The organism is Bacillus sp. SRI_025 (genome assembly GCF_057592095.1).
In genome coordinates, this window is sequence record NZ_JBYEGB010000006.1 from 1 (window position 1) to 24724 (window position 24724).

5 protein-coding genes are annotated in these 24724 nt (G+C 45.7%); all 5 read left to right on the top strand.

From position 1 onward, the window contains the following. On the top strand, positions 1-1662 hold a 1662-nt coding region (locus tag AC20OE_RS15875), incomplete at its 5' end, for a condensation domain-containing protein (protein ID WP_487268998.1). A 46-nt stretch (positions 1663-1708) separates the two neighbouring features. Further along, positions 1709-5542 (top strand): non-ribosomal peptide synthetase, encoded by a 3834-nt coding sequence (locus AC20OE_RS15880; protein ID WP_487268999.1) that lies wholly within the window; start codon positions 1709-1711, stop codon positions 5540-5542. A gap of 63 nt (positions 5543-5605) precedes the next feature. Next, a complete protein-coding gene (locus AC20OE_RS15885) occupies positions 5606-15739 on the top strand; it encodes a non-ribosomal peptide synthetase (protein WP_487269000.1) in 10134 nt (3377 codons plus the stop codon). 13 nt (positions 15740-15752) lie between these two features. Then, complete coding sequence (locus tag AC20OE_RS15890; protein WP_487269001.1) at positions 15753-23948, top strand: amino acid adenylation domain-containing protein; 8196 nt, start codon at positions 15753-15755, stop codon at positions 23946-23948. A gap of 6 nt (positions 23949-23954) precedes the next feature. Next, the gene (locus AC20OE_RS15895) at positions 23955-24695 is read left to right on the top strand and encodes a thioesterase II family protein (protein ID WP_099662892.1); all 741 of its coding nucleotides are present in this window, start codon (positions 23955-23957) and stop codon (positions 24693-24695) included. The last annotated feature ends 29 nt before the right edge of the window (positions 24696-24724 follow it).

The following is a 24724-nucleotide window of genomic DNA, read 5'->3' on the forward strand; positions in this document are numbered from 1 at the left end:
ATATACGAAGCACCAAGAGACGAAGTTGAAACACTGCTTTGCGGCATTTGGGAAGATGTCCTTGGCGTCAGCCAAGTCGGTATTCACGATCACTTCTTCTTCCTTGGCGGAGATTCGATTAAAGGTATCCAAATGGCAAGCAGACTCACGCAAGCAGGCTGGAAGCTCGATATGAAACTTCTATTCCAGTACCCGACGATTGCGGAGCTGCGCCCATATATCGAGGAAGCCGATCTTCTCACAGCCGACCAATCATCTGTCGAAGGAGAAGTCATTTTAACACCGATTCAGCGCTGGTTCTTTGAACGAGCATTCAGCGATCAGCACCATTGGAATCTCTCGATGATGCTTCATGCGCCAAATGGATTTGACCTTTCCATTACAGAACAAGTCATGCAAAAACTACTTTCACATCATGATGCACTGCGTATGGTATACAAGCAGGAACATAGCGGCATCCTGCAATACAACCAGCGGGAGCTACCGGAACCGATAGCGATTATTTCTCATGATGTCTCAAAAGAGCACGATGTGAAAAAGGCAATTTCCACATTTGCCAATGAGTATCAGCGTCAGCTGAACCTCGAAACAGGTCCATTGATGAAAGTGATTTGTTTCCATGCGGAAGATGGCGATCATTTACTCATCGTGACACACCATTTAGTTATTGACGGTGTCTCATGCCGAATTTTACTAGAGGACTTTATGTCTCTATATCAGCAGGCATCTCAGGGACAAGCCCTTGTCCTGCCGCTGAAAACTCATTCCTTTAAAGAATGGGCAGAGGCCATTGAACGTTATGCACAGTCACAGCCATTAAAAAGTCAGCGGGAGTATTGGGCAGAAATTGAAAGCAAACCATTAACCGCATTACCTGTTGATCATGAAGTGACGAAAAGAAGAGTTGCCGAAACCAAATCGGTTCAAATGCAGCTGACAGAAACAGAAACTGAGCATCTTTTGACCGATATTCATCTGCCGTACACAACGGAAATGAACGATATTCTTTTATGTGCTCTTGGTCTTGCTGTTCAAGAGTGGACAGGTGAGTCCCATGTACATGTGCAGCTTGAAGGTCATGGAAGAGAGGATATTTTATCAGGGCTGGATGTCTCTCGCACAATTGGCTGGTTTACGAGTATGTATCCAGTTGTTCTTGAAGCGAAGCCGGATCAGACCATAGCTGATGCTATTAAAGGAACGAAAGAAATGCTGCGCCGTGTGCCAAATAAAGGGATTGGCTATGGGATTTTAAAATACATGACAGCCACTGAACCGTCAGGGCACCATGTACATCCTGAAATCAGCTTGAACTATCTTGGACAGATTGATCAGGAAGTGACGACAGAACTCTTTGGGCCGTCCATCCATGATATGGGACGACAAGCAAGCCCAGATTCGGAAGCTGTTTATAAGCTGAACCTTAGTGGTCTTGTTCAACACAATCGATTCATTTTGTCTTGCTCCTATTGTGCAAGTGAATATGAAGAACAGACGATACAGCAGTTCATGGCATTGTTGAAGGAAAAAATCCAATCCATCATCACCCATTGCTTAGCGCAGCACGAACGGGAATTTACGCCAAGTGACTTCTCTGCGGCTGACCTTGAAATGGATGAAATGGACGACATTTTTGACATGCTTGAGGAGAAATTGACTTAACAACACACGAGATCAGTCATAAAAATAGGAAGGGAGGATGAAATAGATGAGTCAATTTAAAAGGGATCAAGTTCAAGACATGTATTATCTGTCACCGATGCAAGAAGGAATGCTGTTTCATACCCTCCATCATCAAGAAAAGGGCTTCTATGTAGAGCAAATGGATATGAACGTTAAGGGCACACTGCATCATGACTTACTTGAGAAAAGCATGAATATCATCGTGGAGCGGTACGATATTTTTCGTACCGTGTTTCTCCACGAAAAAGTAAAGCGCCCTGTCCAAGTTGTGCTAAAGGAGCGTCCTTTTACACTTGATGTTGTGGACTTGCAAGATCTTTCTGAAGACGAACAGCTTGAACGTATCGAGAAATTCAAACAACAGGATCAGTTGAGAGGATTTGACCTCTCGAAGGATTCTCTCATGCGGGCATCTGTTTTCCAAACGGGTTCTGCCAGCTATCGCTGGATATGGAGCTATCATCATATCCTTCTGGATGGCTGGTGCTTTGGACTTGTGGTGCAGGAGTTGTTTGCGATTTACCATGCACTTTTACATAACGTTCCTTATAAGCTAGAACCGGTCAAACCATATAAAGAATATATAAAGTGGCTGGAAAAACAAGATAAACAAGCATCACTTCAATATTGGCAGCAATCATTAGCAGGGTTTGATGGACAATCAACCTTTAAAGAACAGCGAAAACAAACGAATGAACATGAATTAGGCGAAATTGAATGGTCCATGAGCAAAGAAGAAACGGCTGCTTTGTCAGAGTTAGCGTTGCAGCAAAATGCGACGTTAAGCAGTGCGCTTCAATCCGTTTGGTCGGTTCTGCTGAGCAGGTATCAGCGGTCAAATGATGTGCTGTTTGGAACAGTTGTGTCAGGACGCCCGGCAGACTTGGCTGGCGTTGACAGGATGGTTGGATTGTTCATCAATGTCATACCAAGAAGAATTCAGCTGACAGAGCACATGACATTTCGTGCACTCCTGTCAGAAACACAGCAGCAGTCTCTGGCAGCCGAGCCGCACCAATATATTCCCATTTATGATATTCAGGCAAAGACAGGTCAGCAGCAGCTCATTGATCATATTGTCGTGTTTGAAAATGTCCCAGCCGCAAAGAAGGACGAGCAAGAGGCACGGTTAGGGTTCACGGTGGAGAACATGAATGTCTATGAAAAATCAAACTATGATCTCAATCTGCTCGCATCGCCTGGAGAAGAATTGCTATTGAAGCTGGCCTTTAACAAAAGAGCGTTTGATCCTCAATTTGTTCACAAGTTAAAGGAACAGCTCAGTCTATTGATAAATGAGGCGGTCAAGCATCCCGATCAATCGGTTCATACACTCCCGCTCGTCACGAAGCAGGAAAAACAGCAGATTCTTGAGGAATGGAATGCACCTGAGCTTGAGCATGACCAATTATATTTATCGAAATGGTTTGAGCATAATGTGGGCAAACAGCCAAATGCAGTGGCACTATCAGCAGAAGAGCAAACGATGACATATGCCGAGCTGAATGAACAGGCCAATCGATTGGCAAGGCATTTGCAAAAAAATGGGGCTGAACATCGAACGGTCATCGCCATTTTAGCCGATCGAACACCTGAACTCATTGTCAGTCTGCTTGCTGTTTTAAAAGCAGGCGCAGCCTATGTGCCAATTGATCCTGATTATCCAGAAAGCCGCATTCAATACATGCTTAAAGACAGCGGAGCGACGCATCTCCTGACTCACTCATCCTTTATTGGTCAGGCGAAGGGACTCGGGTTTACTGGTACGTATCTGTTTGCAGATGATCAGGAAATTTCACTTATGAGCTCAGAGAATCTGCCGCTAGAAGCAGGTTTACACGATACGGCATATATCATGTATACATCAGGTACAACGGGTCAGCCAAAAGGCATCATGACAACCCATTCCAATATTGCCCGGGTGGTCAAAAATACGAACTACTTAACCATTTCAGAAACAGACACACTGCTGTCGCTATCCAACAGCGTATTTGATGGCTTTACCTTTGATGTATATGGTGCGCTTTTAAATGGGGCAAAGCTTGTCCTGCCGAAAAAAGACACCATTTTAGATATGCATGAGCTGACGGAGCTCATTAAAAGAGAAAGCATTTCTGTCATGTTTGTTCCAACTGCTTTATTTAATCTTCTCGTTGATGAAGAAACCGATTGGATGCACAGTGTGCGCAAGGTGTTATTCGGAGGGGAGCGTGCATCTGTACAGCATGTGAGAAAAGCCTTTGATGTCATGGGAAAAGGCAGACTAATCAATGTCTACGGCCCAACCGAATCAACCGTTTTTGCCACCTATTATCCTGTAGATGAAGCTCCGCCGATAGAAGCGCATTCTATTCCAATCGGAAAGCCGATTAACCAAACGGGTGCTTATATATTGAGCCAGCAAGGACAGCTTCAGCCGATTGGAATGGTCGGAGAACTTTGTCTCAGCGGCAAAGGGCTTGCGAAGGGGTATTTGAATCGTCCTGATCTGACAAAAGAAGCCTTTATGACACATCCATTTGCTGCGGGAGAAAGGCTGTATCGTACGGGAGATTTGGCTTATTTTCGAGCAGATGGTCTGATTGAGTATGCAGGCAGAGTGGACGATCAGGTGAAAATTCGCGGCCACCGAATTGAGCTGACAGAAATTGAAGCCCACCTTCTCATGCATCCAGGCGTAAAGCAAGCTGCCCTTATAACGGATCAGCATGGCTCGCAGCATACAAGACTGCTTGCCTATATGACATGTGAGGAGGAGTGGAAGGACAAAGTTGATGTGATCAAGTCAGGGCTGAAGGAGAAACTTCCGGCTTACATGCAGCCTCATGAGCTGATCAGACTTGAGAAAATGCCGCTGACACCAAATGGAAAAGTTGATAAACGTCAGCTGCCAAAGCCAGAAGCGCCTCAAGGAAACCGCCATGTGAAGCTTCCGGCAAATGAGGTAGAACAAAAGCTGCTTGTCATGTGGCGTGAAGTGCTTGAACGAGATGATATCAGTACAGATGACCATTTCTTTGAGCTTGGAGGTCATTCTTTAAAAGCGATGTCGCTTTTATCAAAGGTGTCGAAGGAATTCGATGTTCAGGTGCCTATTCACTTGCTGTTTGAGACGCCTACAATTGAAGCCATCAGCCGTTATATTCAACAGCAGGATCATGAAGCTGCCGGCTATCTTGTATTCAATGAATCTCAAACGCCAACAGTCTTTGCTCTTCCGCCATTACCGGGCTATGGCTTTATCTATCAGGAAGCCGCCAAAACGCTCGATAGTCTTCGTTTGATCGCCTTTGATTTTATTGAAGATGATCACCGCATGACGCAATACGTTCAGCATATTCAGCACCTTCAGCCTGAAGGGCCGCTGACTTTGATGGGCTACTCTGGCGGGTGCTATCTGGCCTTTGATCTCGTTCAATCGCTTGAACAAGCAGGACGGACGGTGGAAAAGGTCATCATGATCGATTCCTATAAGAAAATTGGAGAAAGTGATTTAGAAGGACGATCCATCGAGGACGATATCGAAGCGATTGTTCATCAATCAAAGCAAAGTGAACTTGCCCAAGAAGAGCTCGTTCAAGAAGCGCTTGCTCAAAAAACGCGGGCTTATTATGAAACATTTGTTAAGGGGGTGAATCAAGGAAAGATACAAGCAGATATTGATTTCATCCAATCAGAAGAGCAAATTGAGATTCCAGACTGGATGGATCATTGGGAAAAGGCGACGACCGGTGCTTATCGCTATTATCAAGGCTACGGTCAACACGCTGACATGTTCAAAAACAAAGAATGTGCAGCCCAAAATGCCCAGCTGATCCAAAAGATCGTGAATCAAAAAAATAGAGAAGCCGTTTTGTAAACTTTAGTTCAGGCAGGGGTGCATATTGGCATCCTTGCCTGTCAAAAAAGGAAAGGAACTCATATGAAACCATCAATTATAAATAAATCAAATGTACATGAATCAATGGATACGATTTTACAAGATGTACAGAGAACGATTTTACAAACCAACGAAATCGAACGCTTCGCTGTTTTTTCTCATGAAAAAACCATTCGACCGCGGCCATATCACCTCTCTCATTTATTTCTCGACAATCACATGGAGCAGGAGGCCGCAGCTGAATCGATACAGATGCAAATGGCTTCCCCTGCTTTAGCGGACATGCCGCCCGCCCTTTCCTATGGAGGGGATCTAGATGTTAAGGCAGGAGCCCAAACCTTGCAGGACGCCTTAACAGAGGCGGCAAAAACAAAAAATGGGCTGACTTATATCGTCAATAGTGAAAATGAACTCACACAATCCTACGCGCAGTTAAAGGAGGATGCCGAGCGGGTTCTGACAGGTTTGAGGGCGTTAGGACTTGAACCGGGTGATCCTGTATTCTTTCAGTTTTCATCCAATCATGCGATGGTAACAGCCTTTTGGGCGTGTGTGTTAGGCGGATTTGTTCCAACACTAGTGTCCGCTGCACCGACCTATCGGGAAATGAATGCCTCCGTGAAGAAGCTTCATCATGCGTGGAACCTGCTGGAGCATCCGCTCATTTTAACAGATGACTCGCTGATTGATGAGGTGCAAGGATTAGCTTTATTGTGGCATACAGATAAGTTAAGTGTCGCAGCCGTTGAGCCGATGCTTTCTTTAGAAAGAGATAGAGAAGCTTATCCAGCGTCACCGGATGATTCAGTCTTTTTTATCTTAACGTCTGGAAGTACAGGGATGCCCAAATGCGTAGAGCATTCTCATCGAAGCGTGCTGGCGAATGTCAAAGGAACAGTGGCAGCCAATGGGTTTACACAAGAGGATGTGTCGTTAGACTGGATGCCCTTAGATCATATTGGCGGTATTGTGATGTTTCACCTTGTCAATGTGTACACGGGCTGTGAGCAGGTTCGGGCAAGAACAGATGATTTTATCGCTCAGCCGCTGCGCTGGCTTGACTGGATGGACCGCTACCGTGCAACGAAGACATGGGCGCCTAACTTCGCATTTGCGATGATTAATGATTATGAGAAAGACATCTCGTCAGGATCTTGGGATCTTTCTGCTATGACCTGTATGATCAATGGGGCAGAAGCGGTCGTACCGAAGACGATTCACCGATTTTTACACTTGCTGGCTCCGCACGGCTTAAAGGGAGACGTCATTAGACCAGCATTCGGCATGTCTGAAATCTCTTCAGCCGTTGTCTTCTCTTTTGCGATAGAGCGGGGAGATGAAAGCAGCGGGGTTCTAACCTTTGAGGAAACATCACTCACAGAGCAGCTAAGACCAGCGGAGGCACGGGAGACAGGAACCGTCAGCTTTACAGAGCTGGGAAGACCAATTCCGGGTATTACAATTCGTATCGTTAACCATCAGCATGAGCTTCTTCCCGAAGATCATATTGGCAGTGTGCAAATTAAAGGGCCGACGACAATGAAGGGCTATTACAAGAATGACGAAGCGAATCAAGAAGTTTTTCAAACAGACGGCTGGTTCCACACGGGGGATTTAGGCTTCCTGCACGAAGGAAGGCTGACATTAACCGGTAGAGAAAAAGACATGATCATCATCAACGGGAAAAATTATCACAACTATGAAATTGAAGTCATTGCAGAGGAAGTACCCGGCGTCGAAACGAGCTTTGTAGCCGCTTGTTCCGCTCGGATGGAAGCATCTGCATCCGACGAGCTGATTCTCTTTTTTACACCGAAGCTGTATGAACCTTCTTATATCATGAGGGCAAGTCAAAATATTAAATCCCATATTGCAACAAAAATGGGGCTATCTGCATCGCGCGTGATCCCTGTCCAGAAGCATGCCTTTCCGAAAACAAGCTCTGGAAAAATAGAGAGGGCACAGCTCAAGAAGCGATGGCAGGAAGGCGAATTCGATGAAATCATCAAGGAGCTGGACATCAGACTTGAAAATGAACACACCTTGCCTGATTGGAGTTTACAAAAGAAGTGGATCCCTGCTCCGCTCCATGAAGCTGAAAAACAAACATTAGGGAACACGGTGATCTTTGCAGATACTTTAGGGTTGGCAGATCAATTGAGATCCCTTTCAAGCAATGAACAAACCTTTATTACGGTTGAACCGGGTCAAGCATTCACACAACTCACACATACACAATTCATCATCCACCCGAATCGGCCGTCTGACTACGAACAACTCTTTGAGACGCTCCGTTCGTATGGCGTTTCGGTGAAACAAATCATTCACCTTTGGAACTACACAACTCAAGAAGACACACTTCATGCAGCGTTGGCAAAAGAAGCGCAGAAAACTGGCAGCATGAGTGCATTATATGTAACAAAAGCGATCGCTGTCTATGAGGAGCCAGTAGAGATCACCTTTGTCTCTGCTCATGCGATGAATTTGCCGGAAGATCAAACACATGATGTGGAGAAAGCAACGACAGCAGGATTGCTGACAGCTGTTCAGCATGAATGGCCGTTTATCAAGGTGCGGTGTCTTGATTTTTCTCTGGCAGAATCAGATGCAGGCCGTTCTCATGCATCATCGATCATGACAGAGCTTACACATGACACAAGCCATCATATCGCCGCTTATCGCGAAGGTGTTCGTTATACTCCTCTTTTAACGCCGCTTCATCTGGAAAAAGAACAAAGGAGGAAGAAGCCGCCGTTTGAATCATCCGGGCTTTACGTGATAACAGGCGGACTTGGCGGCATTGGGCGGTTGCTGAGTGAGCACCTGCTGACATCCTATCAAGCGCATCTTGTGCTGGTTGGAAGAAAGGAGAGAGAGGCTTTATCTGTGGAGCAGCAAGACGTATTAATTTCACTTGAGAAACTAGCGGAAAAGCGCGGCGGTACAGTTCTTTATGAAAAGGTGGACATCACTGACGCAAAAGCCATTGAAGCCTTGATCTCAAAACAGGAGGCGGCTTTAGGCAAAAGGCTGCATGGCGTTATTCATTTCGCTGGCATCATTCAAGAAGAGCTGCTTCGTGACATGACGTCTGTGTCATTACATGCGATGTACGAAGCGAAGGTATATGGCACGATTGCGCTACATGAAGCAGCTTCTAAGCGGCAGAATGTCTTATTCCTTTCTAGCTCCTCAGCTCGAACGTTAAAGGGCGGGATGACCGTTGGCGCTTATTGCGCGGCAAATGAGTTCGTTGAACAATTTGCTCATTATCAGAGGCTGACCTCTACAGTAAAGCCGTATTGCTTTAGCTTTAGTATGTGGGATGAGACCGGAATGAGTGAAGGCTCAATGATTAAAGGCATGCTAAAAGAAAGAGGCTACCTCCCGATTCCAAAGCGGGAAGGCATTCAAACAATGCTTGCATGCTTGATGACAGATGCTCCTCTCATTTATATCGGGTTGGATCGGTCGAAGCAGGAAATTCAAGAAATGATACAGGGGGAGATACAAACTGAGCAGGCCGTATATGTCTTTTTTAAGACCGATCAAACAAAGGCTATTGAAGAAAGGCTGTATCAGTCCATTTATACGTGTATACAGTCTCGTCTATCTGCGGAATGTTCCGTACATCTATATCCTGAAGAATACTGGAAAGAAACAGAGGATGGGATGCCGGACGAAGTGCATTTCAATGAATTAATAGAGGAAAATGGACAGGGTTCAGAGGACAGAGCACCTCAAACTGAGACGGAAAAACTTTTGGCACACATTTGGTCCGAACTGCTTGATGTTTCAAACATCAGCTGTGGTGATCATTTCTTTCTACTCGGAGGTCATTCACTCAAGGCAACGCAAATGCTGTCAGCTGTTAGGCAGAAAACGGGATTTGACGTGCCGCTCGCCGTTCTTTTTGAGCATTCGAGGCTTGGAGAGTTAGCGGACTGGATTGATTCATATGCCGAAGCCGATGAAGCGATTCCGATACGGAAAATAGAAAAGGGGCAGGAGCTTCCGATGTCCTATGCTCAGCAAAGACAGTGGTTTCTCTATCAATTACAGCCCGATCTGCCATTATACAATAATACAATTTCCTTTCGGATGAATGGACCTTTAGATGTGAAGGTGCTTCAGCGCAGCCTGCAGCAAATGATGCAAAGGCATGAATCGCTCAGAACATCCTTTGCGATGAACGGCGATGAACCGGTACAGATCATACATGAGCATATGACTCTTCCAGCGCTTGAGGTGGTAGATGTATCAGAACTGGCATCACAGGAAGAAAAAGAACAAAAAGCGGCTGATTGGGCGAAAAAAGAAGCGGGCACACCTTTCCGCTTAGAGCAAGATGTACTTTTTCGCGCGAAATTAATTCGGCTGTCAGAAACAGATCATTTGCTGCTGATGTCCATTCACCACATCGTGTCAGATGGCTGGTCGATTGGCATTGCCGCAAGGGAGCTATCCGAATGGTATACAGCGATGATCGAGGGGAGGGAGCCTGATCTCTCATCACTGCCGATTCAATATGCAGATTACGCACTATGGCAGAAGGAGTATTTGACGGGAGAAACACTTCAGAAGCAGCTTTCCTATTGGAAGGAGCAATTTGCGGTACCTGTGGAAGAGTTGATGCTGCCGTATGACTACACGCGTCCGGCCGTTCAATCCTATAGGGGAAAAACGAAAAAATACCGCTTGTCGAAGCCGTTATCAGAACAGCTGGCGGTTCTTTCTAAGAAAACAGATAGCACCCTTTATATGACATTACTTTCGGCTTTCTCTACCTTGCTGCATCGATTGTCTTCACAGGATGAGTTTGTCATTGGATCCGTCATTGCCGGGAGAAATCGGACGGAGATGGAGCAGCTCATCGGATTTTTCGTGAATACGCTGGCACTTCGGATCGATCATAGCGGGAATCCGGCTTTCACAGAGCTATTAGAGCGAGTGAAGGAAACAACAATGGGTGCCTATGCACATCAAGATGTGCCGTTTGAGATGGTCGTAGATGAACTGAATATTGTACGTGAGGCTGGGAAGCAGCCGCTGTTTCAGGTCATGTTCGTTCTGCAAAACCTGCCTCTTGAAGCATCACCGATGGGTGAGGCGACATCCGTTTTAGCCATTGAAGATAACGATACGGCCAAGTTTGATCTATCCCTGTTTGTTTTTGAAGGGGCGGAAGGTCTTCAATTAAAACTAGAGTATGATGCAGACTTATTTTCTGACGACACGATGGAACGGTTGCTTCGTTACTACGAACAGCTGCTTGCGTGTATTTGTGAAAATCCAGCACAGCCGATCAGACAAATGAATTATCTGCCAGAGAAAGAGAAGCAGAAGCTGCTCTATGAATGGAGCGGCAAAACAGAACAACCAGCAGGCCCGCTTCTCATCACAGAAAGGTTTGAAGCACAGGTGAAAAAGACACCTCATGCGATTGCCCTCGAATCTGGGGAAGACCAGTGGACGTATCAGGAGTTACAAGAGAAAGTCAATCGGCTTGCCGCTTATCTGCAGCAGCGAGGAGTGAAGCCGCATGAACCAGTAGGGCTGCTGATCGACAGGTCGCCTGAAATGATTTTTGGGGTGCTGGCGATTGTGAAAGCAGGCGGGGCCTATGTCCCAATTGATCCTGAATATCCAGATGCACGAATTGATTATATGCTGAGGGATACAGGTATTCAGCTGTTACTAACAAAAAATGAATGGCTGAAACAAGTCTCGATCAGTCAAACCGAGCTCATTTGTCTTGATCAGGGATATGAAGAGTTTTTATCGGAGGGAGAACTCCAACCTGCTGCCCTCAAACCTGATGGACTCGCTTATATCAATTACACATCAGGATCAACCGGTCAGCCAAAAGGGGTTTTGATTCCGCATCAAGCGGTCATCCGGCTTGTATGTGAAACAGATTATGTCACCCTTGATGAACATACGCGTATTTTACAAATCGCTAGCTTTTCCTTTGATGCCTTTACGTATGAAATATGGGGAGCCCTGCTCAACGGAGGAAGGCTGATACTGACCGATCGAAATACGATTTTATCAATGGATACGCTGGCTGACACGCTGACATCTTACAAGATCACAACAGGATTTCTGACAGTGCCGCTGTTTAACCGATTAACAGAGGAACATCCAGAAGCTTTATCTGGATTCAATGCCTTATTGGTCGGTGGTGATGCTTTGTCAGCTGCTCATATCCGTAAAGCGCTGCCGTATTTACCTGAAGGCCTTTTAAACGGCTATGGACCAACTGAGAATACGACGTTCTCCTGTGTGCATCACATTCGGGCAGTGGATGAGGGGCAGGTGGCGGTTCCTATCGGTCAGCCAATTGCGTATTCACAAGCTTATGTACTAGACGACCAGCTGCAGCCGGTTCCGCAAGGTGTCATTGGAGAGATCTATGTAGGCGGTACAGGGCTTGCACTCGGTTACCTTGGAGATGAAGAAAAAACATCACAATCATTTATCCCGCATCCTTTCCAAGAAGGAGCGCGTTTATATAAAACAGGCGATATGGGCCGCTGGCTGCCAAACGGCATCATCGACTGCCTAGGAAGAATCGATCATCAGGTGAAAATTCGCGGACACCGCGTCGAATGCGGGGAAATTGAAGCCGCTATGCTGCGCTTTGAAGACATCATAGAATGTGCAGTCATTCCGCATCAGCATGAGAGTGGCCACAAGCGATTGATCGGTTATTTTGTCCAAAAGGGCAGCGTGACCACGCAAGACATTCGCCATCAATTAAAAGAAATACTGCCAGATTATATGGTGCCAAGCCTATTAATAGAGCTGGAGGAACTCCCGCTCACGGCAAATGGCAAGGTAGACCAAAAACGTCTCCCGCCGCCAGAGTGGAGACAGGAAGAAGTGGACAAACCGGCTGACAAGGCACTCAGTGAGGAAGAACGTGTACTGGAAAAAGTGTGGACTCAGCTGCTCGGCGCTCCTTCGATTGGCGTACATGATAACTACTTTGAGCTTGGCGGAGATTCGATTATTGTCATACAAATGGTGGCGCGCTTAGCACAGGAAGGCTACGTCATTCAGCCGAGAGATGTATTTGAAAAACAGACGATTTCACAACTGGCACTTGCTATGAAAAAGTCAGATGCTGCTGCGTTCTATGATCAGTCGCCTGTCACAGGAGCAGTTCGTCTACTTCCGATCCAATCATGGTTCTTTGAGCAATCATTGATAAACCAAGATTACTGGAATTTATCTGCGCATATGGAATTCAAGCAATCCATACAGCTCAAGCAGCTGACACAGGTTCTCTCAAAAATTGTCGATCATCACGATATGCTGAGAGCGATTTATACAAAAGCAGCAGATGGCTCGTGGATTCAAACCACTCGTGCGCCCGGCATCACCCCTTGTGTCACCTTCTTTGATCTGACGAGTGTTTCTCAGGAGGAAGCGCTGGAACAAATCCGCATGGAGACCGCCGCTTGTCAAGGAACGTTGTCATTAGAGCGAGGGGAAGTCATCAAAGCCGTTCTTTTTCACACAAGTGATGGTATGTCTGAACTCTTTATCGCTGCCCATCATCTTGTGATGGATGGAATCTCATGGCGCATCATACAGGAAGACCTATTAAATGGACTGAAGCAGCTTGCGGCAGGGCAGGAAATCGCGCTTGCAAAGAAAACTGCGTCCTATCAGCAGTGGGCAGAGGCTCTTTATGAATATGCACAAACCGATCAATTACAAGAGCAGGTTCCTTTTTGGCAAAATATCATCAGTCAAGAGGAAGAGGGTTCTCCTTTTCAAACACCTGCGCTTTTCAATATAGAAGAACATGCAGAGATCCTGTCTATTCAATTAACGAAGGATCAAACAGATATTTTACTAAGACAGGCATCTCAAGCGTATCGAACAGAGGTAAACGATTTACTTTTATCAGGACTCACGCAAGCCGTTGGAAAGCCGCTGCTTATTACGTTAGAAGGGCACGGACGCGAGGATTTATTTGAACAGATGGATTTGTCACGAACAGTCGGATGGTTTACAAGCTCTTATCCTATTTTTATTCCTTTTATTCAAACCGATGTTGAGAGACAAATCAAAGATGTCAAAGAAACCTTAAGAGCTGTGCCGCAAAAGGGAATCGGCTATGGCTTACTTCAATACATGACAGCATCTCGTTTACTCAAAAAGGCAGCGCCGCAGATGAGCTTTAATTACCTTGGACAGTTAGATCAAATAGACGGTGAGACACACCTTTATATAGCTGATGAACGAAATGGACATGTACATGATCCAAAAGCAGAAAGACAGCATTTGATCGATGTGTACGGATATGTTGTGAACGGTCAGCTTCAGATGAATTTTATGATCAATCGTGAACTGCTTCAGTATGAAGAGGTGCGCCTGTTACCTGAACGATTCAAAGAAAAAATGGAGGATATTCTGACGCATTGTGTAGAAACAAAAGGCGGTTTTACGCCATCTGATTTTCCAATGGTTCAGCTGACGCAAAAGCAAATCGATGATCTCCCAGACAATGTAGTGGATGTGTATCCACTATCTCCAATGCAGCAAGGGATGCTGTTTCATGCTTTATTAGATCAAGCGTCACAGGCGTATTTTGGTCAAGTGCATATGACGCTCGAAGGCTTAACGGACGGTGCAGCCTATGAAAAAGCCTGGAATCTGCTTATGGAACGTCATTCGATTTTGCGGACAACATTTGCTTGGGAAGGGCTAAAGGAGCCTGTTCAGTTGATTCAATCAGAAGGAAGCATTCACCTCACTCAGCACGATGTGCGCCACCTGAGTGAAACGGATCAGAAGGAAGCCATCGAGCAATATTTGCAAACAGATCGTTTAAAGGATTTCAAACTAGAAGATACGGATGAACCTTTGATTCGTATTGCCTTATTCCATCGTAATGAAAACACATGCACGTTTGTTTTTAGCTTTCATCATATTTTAATCGATGGCTGGAGCTTGTTCAGCTTTATTGAAGAATCCTTTTCTTTGTACCGCTCTCTTGTGGATGAACGGGAGGTGGATCTTCCTGCTGTCCGTCCATATAAAGATTTTATCGAGTGGCTGCAAAAGCAGGATCAAGAGAAGGCGCTAGCGTTCTGGAAACATTATATGTCAGGAGTAGAGGAGGCCACGCCACTTCCAGGAGACGATGGGCATGCTTCGGATGAAGATGCAGGTGTTGATCAGCTAAGTATCAAACTAACGCCCGAGATGCAGGAGAAACTCGAAAAGATGACAGGCAAGCAGAAGGTGACAATGAGCACCCTGATTCAAACAGCATGGGGGCTGCTTTTGCATCTTCATTCAGGATCTGATGATGTCGTGTTCGGAGTGACAGTATCAGGACGGCCGGCGGATTTACCACAGGTTGAAAGCATGACAGGGCTCTTTATTAACACATTGCCGCTCCGTTTGCCGATCACATCAGAGTGGACCATTTCCAAGCTGCTGGCACATACGCAGGAAACAGTTTTTCAGATGCGGGAATTCGAATATACCGTACTGCCAGATATTCAGCAGCTGACCCACATCCCGAATGGAGATTCATTGTTTAACAGCATTGTCGTGTTTGAAAACTATCCGATTGAATCTATCGAGCCATACGGAGTGCGTATTGTAGACATTGCGAGTCATGAAGAAACGAACTATGACCTGACCCTTGTGGCAGTTCCGGGAGATACGCTGGAGCTTCGGGTCACATATCGCCTCAATCAATATACAGAAAAGCAAATACAATCGTTGATGCAGCAGCTGATCCACACACTTGAAGCGATGACAGAACAAATGGAGACACCCCTCTCTTCCTTCACGATCGTGACAAATGAAGAAAAAGAGCGGATGATCACCGATTGGGCGAAAAACGCACAAGTCAGTGTGCTGTACCCAGATCAAGAAGAGGTCTATTCAGGTGTGCATGATCCTTCCTGTGAGACGGAAATATATGTCCTGAGCGAAGAGCATCAGCTCATGCCGATAGGATTCCCTGGAGATATTTTTATCGGCGAAAAGGATATCAAAGCACTTTGCGGGGAGCTTGCTGATTGGATGGAGACGCATAAAATTCCGCATCCATTCAAACATCAAACTGGCGAATACCTCTATCCGACAGGGGATGTCGGCGTTTGGACTGAAAAAAATAAGATTCAGATTTTGGATTGGATGTAGGAGGAGAAGAACGATGTTAGTGAGTAGACGAAAAGGACATGCAGCAAATCATATCGTCAGAATCAACGGAAAACGGATGGATCTCAAAGCATTAGAGCAAGTCATTATGCTTCATTTTCCGCTTAAGGAATGTGCCATCATTCCGAAGAAAAATCAAGAAGGCAGTCTATCGCTTGTGCTATTTGCACAGGCGAAGGACCCTTCGCTGACAAGGGAGGATCTGATGAAAGGTCCACTTCACCCTCATGAAGTACCAGCTGCTCTCATCTTATTACCTTCTTTGCCAAAGACAGAAAGTGGAGCAGTCGACACAGAGGCACTGCTTTCGATTGAAATCATAGATCAAGAGGAATTAAGAACGATAGAAGAGCGCACCAAAGCTATAGATGGAGTAGAGGAAGCGGCCGCTTTCATTGAAAGTCAGTCAGAAAAACAAACACCCTATCACTTAGATGACCTGTTTCCTAATCGACAGCGTACTCAAGGGAACGGATCGCTTTCGAAGAAGGAAGCGAGCGAGACAAAGCAATCATCTGTACATGAGAAGCCGCCCGCACTTGTGTATGGCGGAGATGTGATCAAAAAGCCAGGCACACCTGTCACACTGACAGAGGTGCTGATTCGAGCAGCTTTTATGTCACCAGACCGCGGGGTGACTTATTTGAAAGAAGACGGGCGTACGTTGACTCAAACCTATCCTGAATTACTAACAAGCGCTGAACGGGTTCTGTCCGGTTTAAGGGCAGCAGGACTGACAAACGGTGATCAAGTGTTACTTCAATTGAAAGATCATCAAGATTTTATCACGGTGTTCTGGGGCTGTATTCTCGGAGGAATCATTCCGACCCCGGTCTCCGTGCCGCCTGTTTATGATGAAATGAATCAAGGTGTAAATAAGCTGAAGGGCGTGTTTCAGCTGCAAAATGAACCTTTCATTATTACGAATGAAGCAAGTGCTGAGGACATTGCTGGGCTGCGTGAGACATTTGAAGCAAAGAACATGCCTATCTTAACAATTGAAGCATTGCTGGCGTATGAACCAGATGAACAGCATTATGAGCCGGAGCCGGATGAGCCTGTGCTGCAGCTGCTGTCTTCAGGAAGTACGGGTGTGCCAAAGTGTATCCGTCATCATCATCAAAGCATTTTATCTAGAATTATTGCTTTTGAGCAGGTAAACGGCTTTACACATGAGGATGTGTCGCTTAACTGGATGCCGCTTGATCATGTTGGTGGAATTGTCATGTTTCATGTACATGACATCTACCTTGGCTGCCAGCAGATTAGTCCATCCATCGATCAATTTATCGAGCGGCCGATGGTGTGGCTGGATTGGATAGAAACATACGGTGTGACAAGAACATGGGCGCCAAACTTTGCTTTTGCCATGATGAATGAATATGAGGAGGACATTCGTAAAGGGAGCTGGGACCTGTCTACTCTGACTTATATCATGAATGCAGCTGAAGCAGTTGTCCCGAAAGTCACACAGCGCTTCATGCACATCATGGATCAGCACGGATTAAGCCGTCATGCGATGGTACCTGCTTACGGCATGTCAGAAACATCCTCAGCCATTGTTCAGTCAAAGAAATTTATGCGGAACGGGGAACAGGATGGGCAGCTGACGATTGATCAAAATTCATTAACAAGTGAGATCGAATATGTGACGCACGATCACCCGAATAAGATGACGTTTACAGAAGTCGGCACACCGATTCCGTCTGTATGGATTCGAATTGTAGATGAGCATCACGAGGTGCTGCCAGAAGATCAGGTTGGGCGCTTGCAGGTGAAGAGCCCAACAATTATGATGGGCTACTATCAAAATGAGGAAGCCAATCAAGAAGTATTTGCGGAAAACGGCTGGTTTCACACGGGGGATTTAGGCTTTATTCACGAAGGGCGTCTCGTTCTGACAGGTCGAGAAAAAGACATCATTGTTATCAACGGCGCAAACTATTTAAATTACGAAATTGAAGCGGTTGTAGAAGAGGTGGACGGGGTTGAAGTCACCTTTGCCGCTGCATACGGCATTTATAATCCCGAATCAAGCAACGACACGCTTGCTGTCTTTTTTGTCTCACAAAGGGATTCAATAGAGGAACAAATCACGATGATTCAACAGATTAGAGAGGCCATCATTCGAAAAATCGGCATAGAGCCTGATCACATCATTCCGGTGAAAAAAGATCAATTTCCGAAAACGGAGAGTGGGAAAATCCAGCGTGCCCAGTTAGGCGCAGCACTAAAAGATGGAGCCTTCCGTGACATTGAACAGGCACTGGATCTTGCTTCTGAAAATGAACAAACACTCCCAGATTGGTTTTTTAAACGCATTTGGGCTAAGGAGAATATCGGTCCAGCTCAGCCTTTTGCTGACCATGTACTCGTTTTCGAGGATGAAAAAGGACTTTATCAATCGCTTTACGCCCAATTTGAGCAAAAGAATCAGCCATATATTTCTGTGAGAAAAGGGCATGAATTTTTGCGTCTGTCTAAAGGGATGTATCAGATAAACCCGAGAATCAAGGGGGATTACGTCAGGCTCATTGCAGCACTTGAAGCAGATGAACTAAAGACCCGGCGCATGCTCCATCTGTGGAATGTGTCAGACAAAGAAGACATCGTTGATCCTGCGCATTTCAAAGAGCTGCATGCCAGCACCAATCAATCCATTTTGTACTTGTATCAAGCATTGAGACAAGCAAATAAAGAGCCTATCCGTTTTGTCGTTGTGACAAAAGGTGGTCAATTTGTGCAACCTGAAGACGATCTTCATGTGGAGAAAACGCCGCTTGTAGGCCTGCTAAAAACCATACCGCAAGAATGGGAAGGAGCAGAGGTGTCTCACCTTGATATTGAAGCAGAGAATGTAGAACAGGATGCCAAGCATATTGCGGATGAATTGTCTGCGATTCATATAAAAGCAGAAGTGTCTTACCGAAATGGGGACAGATTCGTACCAAAGCTGGAAAAAGTCAACATGATGGAATCATCTCAAACAGAAGGGTTTTTAGAATATGAAGGTCTTTATTTATTGACTGGAGGACTTGGCGGGATTGGGTTTGAGCTGTCTAAGCAGATGCTCCAATTTGGCTTAAAGCTCGTCTTGATTGGACGGACATCTCTGGAAGGCAGCTTGGAAAAGAAAGAAGCCTTCTTACAGTTAAAAGGTTTTGGTGACGTCATTTATGTCCAAGCGGATGTGACCAACTTATGTGACGTCGAACAGGCGATTTATGAAGCAGAAAAGCATTTTGGACAATCGATCCGAGGTGTGCTGCATTTGGCCGGTGCTGGCAATGTGTCTGAGCATTTTCAGCAGGCGGACAAGTATACACTGGCTCATACGTCAGAAGAGGATTTCACCAAAGAAATGTCAGGGAAAGCAGACGGGGCATGGGTGCTGCAGGAAGCCTTTAAGTATGATCAGACAGTACCGCTTGTCTTTTTTGGATCGGTCAATGGCTTTTTTGGCGGCACGACATTTGGGGCATACTCTGCGGCCAACAGCTTTTTAGATGGACTCGCCCACGCTCTCAACTTTCAACAAGGAAGACGAGCGATTTCTTTGAACTTCAGTATGTGGGATAATCTCGGTTTGTCTAAGGGGCATACAGGAGCAGCTCTCACCGTTCGCAAGGGATTTCAATTGATTGGAAAGAAGCAAGGTCTCCATTCATTATGTCTAGGTGTTCGGCTGAATGAAGCGCATCTATTTATCGGATTGGATGGAGCAAACCCAGACATCGCCGGGTATCTTCAGCCAGCTCCAATACCGGTCTTTGAGAAAAAGCTTTTTTACACTGTTCAGCCTGGCAAAGAAGTGCATGTTGAAGAGATCAAGAGCGTCGCAGAAGGCAAATGGGACATTCAGCAAGTACAGGAAATACCGAAAAAGCAAGATGGATCTATTGATCATGAAGCTCTCAAATTGAATCATGACAAAAACGTACTAAGCCTTGAAAAGCAATTGCCAGAAACGAAGACAGAGCAGGTTCTTGCCACCATCTGGGAGGATATTTTAGATGTAGATCGTGTGTACAAAGAGGATCAATTCTTCGACCTTGGCGGACATTCACTAAAGGCGACTCAAACCATTTCTCGGATCAATCATGAATTTTCAATGAAGGCGCCTTTAAAAATATTATTTGAAAGCAAACATCTGGCACATCTGGCGCAAATGATTGATGACATCAAAGGGGCGCCAGCCGTTCAGGAAGCCAAAATTCCAAAGCTTGAAAAGAAAACAAGCTATGAGCTGTCACATGCCCAGAAGCGCATTTGGTTCTTATCCACATTAGAAAAGAGCCATCATTACAATATATTAGGTGCTTGGAAGCTGACAGGATCATTACACATTCAAGCATTAACAAAAGCGATTGGCCTTTTAACAAAGCGGCATGAAGCACTTCGGGCAACATTCGAATCACTTGGGGGCAAGCCGGTCCAACTCATTCGAGAAGACCTTCCGCCATCTGTGACTGTGGCAAATTTCTCGTTATTTAATGAAAAAACAAGAGCGAGAAGACTGAAGCAGCTCATTCAGCAAGAGGCAGAACGCGTCTATGATTTAGAAAGAGGGCCTCTTGCGCAGTGGACGATAGTAGATATGGGGAAGGAGGAGTATTATCTCCTTTGCGCGCAGCATCACATCATTTCAGATGCATGGTCACTCAGCCTGCTCATTCAGGAATTAGAAGTGGCATATGACGCACTGCTTGCAGATGAAACGCCGCAGCTCCCAGCCTTAGAAATCGAATGGACAGATTATGTACATTGGGAAAATGAACAATTAAAGCATCATCAAGCAGACAAAACCTATTGGCTCAATACGTTACAAGGTGAACTTCCAGTGCTGGATCTGCCGTTTGACCGCCCTCGTCCGCCGGTTCAAACATTTAACGGTGCTACAGAGCAAATCGTATTGGATGAACCGCTTATCCGCCGCTTGCAGGCTTTGTCCAAGCAGCAGGGCACGACACTGTTCATGACGATGCTGTCTGCGTACTACGTCCTGCTTCACAAGCTGTCCGGACAGACAGATATCATTGTTGGGTCGCCTATTGCAGGGCGGGATGCCAAGGAATCAGAGCAGCTCGTTGGGATGTTTGTGAATACACTTGCGCTGAGACAGGACGTCTCAACAGCAGAGACGTTCGCCGATCTCTTGGAAAACGTGAAAGAGATGACATTAAAAGCGTTTGAACATCAGCATTATCCATTTGATAAGCTTGTCGATGACCTTTCGTTAGATCGAGATTTAAGCCGGTCACCTATTTTTCAGGCGGCCATGGGGTATGTCACCAATTCGCTTGATATAAACCTTAAAGGGCTGAAAAGTGAACATGTGATGGTCCATCATACAGTATCTAAATTTGATCTCACCCTGCATGTATTTGAACAGGAAGAGCAGCTGTCGATTCATGTGGAATACAATACGGATTTATTTGATCAAGAGACCATCCATCGTTATATGAACTATTATCTCCATGTGCTAGACGGCATGACGGCTCAGCCTGAGCGTACATTTACTGATTATTGCTTAATGGACAAAGCGGAACAGGCGGCCATGATTATAGGGAAAAATCAAACGGATACGCCTTATCCAAAGCGTACGCTTCAAGAATTGTTTGAAGAACAGGTGCAGCGTGATCCGCATCGTATTGCCCTGTCCTATATGGATGAGCATATGACGTATGAAGCCTTGGATAAGAAGGCGACAAAGCTTGCTGCTTACTTGCAGTCAAAAGGAATTGGACCAGGCTCCCTTGTCCCGATGCTTTTTGATCGCTCCTTTGACATGATTGTGTCGGTACTAGGAATCATCAAATCTGGTGCTGCATATGTTCCGATGTCACCTGAATATCCTGATGCACGCATCCGTCTCATCGTTCGTGATACGCAAAGCGATGTGATCATCACCCAGTCTCATTTTGCAGACCGTCTAGTAGACTTTACATGTACAAAGATCGTCATGGACAAGCCAATACCAGAAACAAATGCAGTGTATCAAAGAGAATCATCGATCACAGGTGAAGACCAGATAGCCTATGTTAATTACACATCAGGCTCAACAGGTACACCAAAAGGCGTAATGCTTCCTCATGCAGGAGTTGTCCGCTTGGTTAGAGAAACAAATTATATAAAGCTCGGTCCAGATGACAAAATGCTTCAGCTCTCAAACTATGCTTTTGATGCCTTTACATTTGAATTATGGGGAATGCTGCTGAATGGCGGTCAGCTGATTCTGCTCCCAAAATATGCAGCACTGAATATGGACGAATTAACGCAGTTCATCCAAACCCATCAAGTAACAGCCAACTGTCTGCCAACCGCTTTATTTAATCGATTGGTGGAGCATGATCCAAAAAGTGTGGCAGGCTACCGCACATTACTCGTTGGCGGGGAAGCCATGTCTAGTGAGCATGCACGAAAGGCACTGCCACATATGGAAGGTGTGCTCGTCAATGCTTACGGTCCAACAGAAAACACGACCTTAGCCACCACACATCAAGTCACACATGTGCCAGCAGGCGCAAAATCAGTTCCAATTGGTGTGCCGGTGTCGAACTCAACTGTTGTCATACTGGACGATGCGCTCAACCCAGTACCAGCAGGAGTCAAAGGAGAAATTTATATCGGTGGAACTGGCCTTGCTAAAGGCTACCTTCATGATCCAGAGCGGACAAAGGAGCGGTTTATTGACAATCCTTTTCCTGAACTAAAGGGAGACAAGCTGTATCGTTCAGGCGACCTTGGTACATGGCGGTCAGATGGCACCATTGAATACCTCGGCCGAAAAGATCATCTAGTGAAAATTAGAGGCTACCGAATTGAATGCGGAGAAATTGAGACAGCACTGCTCAAGCATCCACAAGTCAAAGAATGTACAGTCATCGCCAAAACGTATGGCAGCTCAAAACGGCTGGCAGCCTACCTTGTGACAAACGGAGACAATCCTGTTCCGGGCTGGAAAGCCTTTTTGCAGGAAAGCCTGCCAGGCTATATGATTCCAAGTTACTTTGTCGTACTGGATGAAATGCCGGTGACAACGAACGGGAAGGTTGATCAAAAAGCACTGCCAGAGCCAACAGAAACAATCTCCCTTTCCCAAGATGACGACAAACCGGTCACCGAAACGGAGGAGCGGATTGTCGCAGCTTTCAAGGAAGTGCTTGGTGTGAAGCAAGTTGGTATGCATGACTCCTTCTTTGATCTGGGCGGCGATTCCATTATGAGTATTCAGGCTGTCGCCAAATTAAAAGAAAAAGGTGTTCGTGTTGATCCAAAATGGATTTTTATGCACCCTGCGCCTGCGCAATTAGCCGCACATTTGGACGCAGTACCAGAAGCCGCTGAGAACGTCGAAAGGTCTCCGAAGGACTATGTGATCGAGCTGAAAAAAGGTGATCCAGCCGAACCAAGAATATTCTTTGCACCGCCTGCTGGTGGAACGGTGATGGGCTATATTGATGTTGCTAAGCTCATGACACATCAAGGTGCTGTGTACGCCTTGCAGTCTCCTGGCCTATATGAGGATGAAGAGCCGCAATTTCTCCATTACACGGAGCTTGTGACCCTTTTTGTTGAAGCTATTGAAACGTTCTACCGTCCGGGCATTGACTATCTTGCAGGGCATTCAATGGGCGGACATCTTGCCTACGGAATGAATCAGCGGCTCTCTCATGCAGGAAAAGCACCGAAAGGACTCATCATTTTAGATACGGTGCCAGTGCTAAGAGATGAGGCAGATCAGGCACTTCATGCCGATATGAACGAAGAAGAAGTGAAAATGCTCGCACTTGTCCTTGGAATGGGGAATCTGGTCGGCATTCAGCCAGAAGCTTTACAAGGATTGAGCTTCCAAGAAGTGAAGCAGAAAATACTCAAAGAGGCAGAAAAGGATGAAGTTGTTCATCAATTCATGAATGATCAATATTTAGATAAATATTTGCAAATGCAAACGCATAATACGATCATGTCACAAGCCATTGAATTAGAAAAAGAACCATTCCCTGTGCCATTTTATATTGTCCAAAGCAGTGATCACGCAAGCGATTTCCAGAAGAAGTTCGCAGACTGGGAGGCTTATACGAAAGGGTCGTGCTCGTATTACCACATCAAAGGCGACCATGTCACCATGATGAAAAGACCGCAGGCAGATGAACTGGCACGGATTCTTCAAACGATTATAAAGGAGTAAAGACGTATGAATCAGTTATTTAAAACCTTTGAAAAAAATTCAGATCTCATTCAGCTTATTTGTTTTCCTTTTGCCGGCGGATATTCCGCCTCATACCGTCCGCTCTTTGAACAGCTAAAAGACATGGCCGAATTCACAGCAGCAGAGCCCCCAGGGCACGGCACCAATCTCATGCCGCTTGAATCAAGCATTGACAGGCTGGCAGAGCTGTATAAAGAAGGACTCACGAACAAATTGAACCGTCCATTTATTCTGTTCGGACATTCAATGGGCGGACTTGTGGTATACAGACTAACCCAGCTGCTAGAAAAAGAAGGGATTTATCCGGCAGCAGCGGTGATCTCAGCCATTCAGCCCCCGCAAACAAAACGGCAGATGCTGACGCATTTATCCAATGACGCATTTGTACAGCATATTGCCGAAATGGGCGGGATTCCAAAGGAATTACTAGAAAACAAACCAATGATGGATTACTTTACACCATCCTTGCGTGCAGACTACAGGGCACTGGAAACCTTTCAGCACACAGATCAATCGATCATCGACACACCTGTTTATTTATTCAATGGAAAACAAGATGAGAAATGCATGAAGGATGCAAGCGGCTGGCTAAAATGGGCAAAAACCATCGAACGCACCGATTTCGATGGAGGCCACATGTACATCAACACACATCCCGAGCCATTTGCAGAGCAGATGAGACATGTGATTGAACTTGCAGCCAAGCAGCAATTGATCAGACATTAAAAAAGAAAGCGGCTCTCTTTAAAGAGGCC

Bases quoted from the DNA above. Each gene is read 5' to 3' on its own strand.
- AC20OE_RS15895 (WP_099662892.1), top strand. From the start codon at position 23,955: ATGAATCAGTTATTTAAAACCTTTGAAAAAAATTCAGATCTCATTCAG.
- AC20OE_RS15880 (WP_487268999.1), top strand. From the start codon at position 1,709: ATGAGTCAATTTAAAAGGGATCAAGTTCAAGACATGTATTATCTGTCA.
- AC20OE_RS15890 (WP_487269001.1), top strand. From the start codon at position 15,753: ATGTTAGTGAGTAGACGAAAAGGACATGCAGCAAATCATATCGTCAGA.
- AC20OE_RS15885 (WP_487269000.1), top strand. From the start codon at position 5,606: ATGAAACCATCAATTATAAATAAATCAAATGTACATGAATCAATGGAT.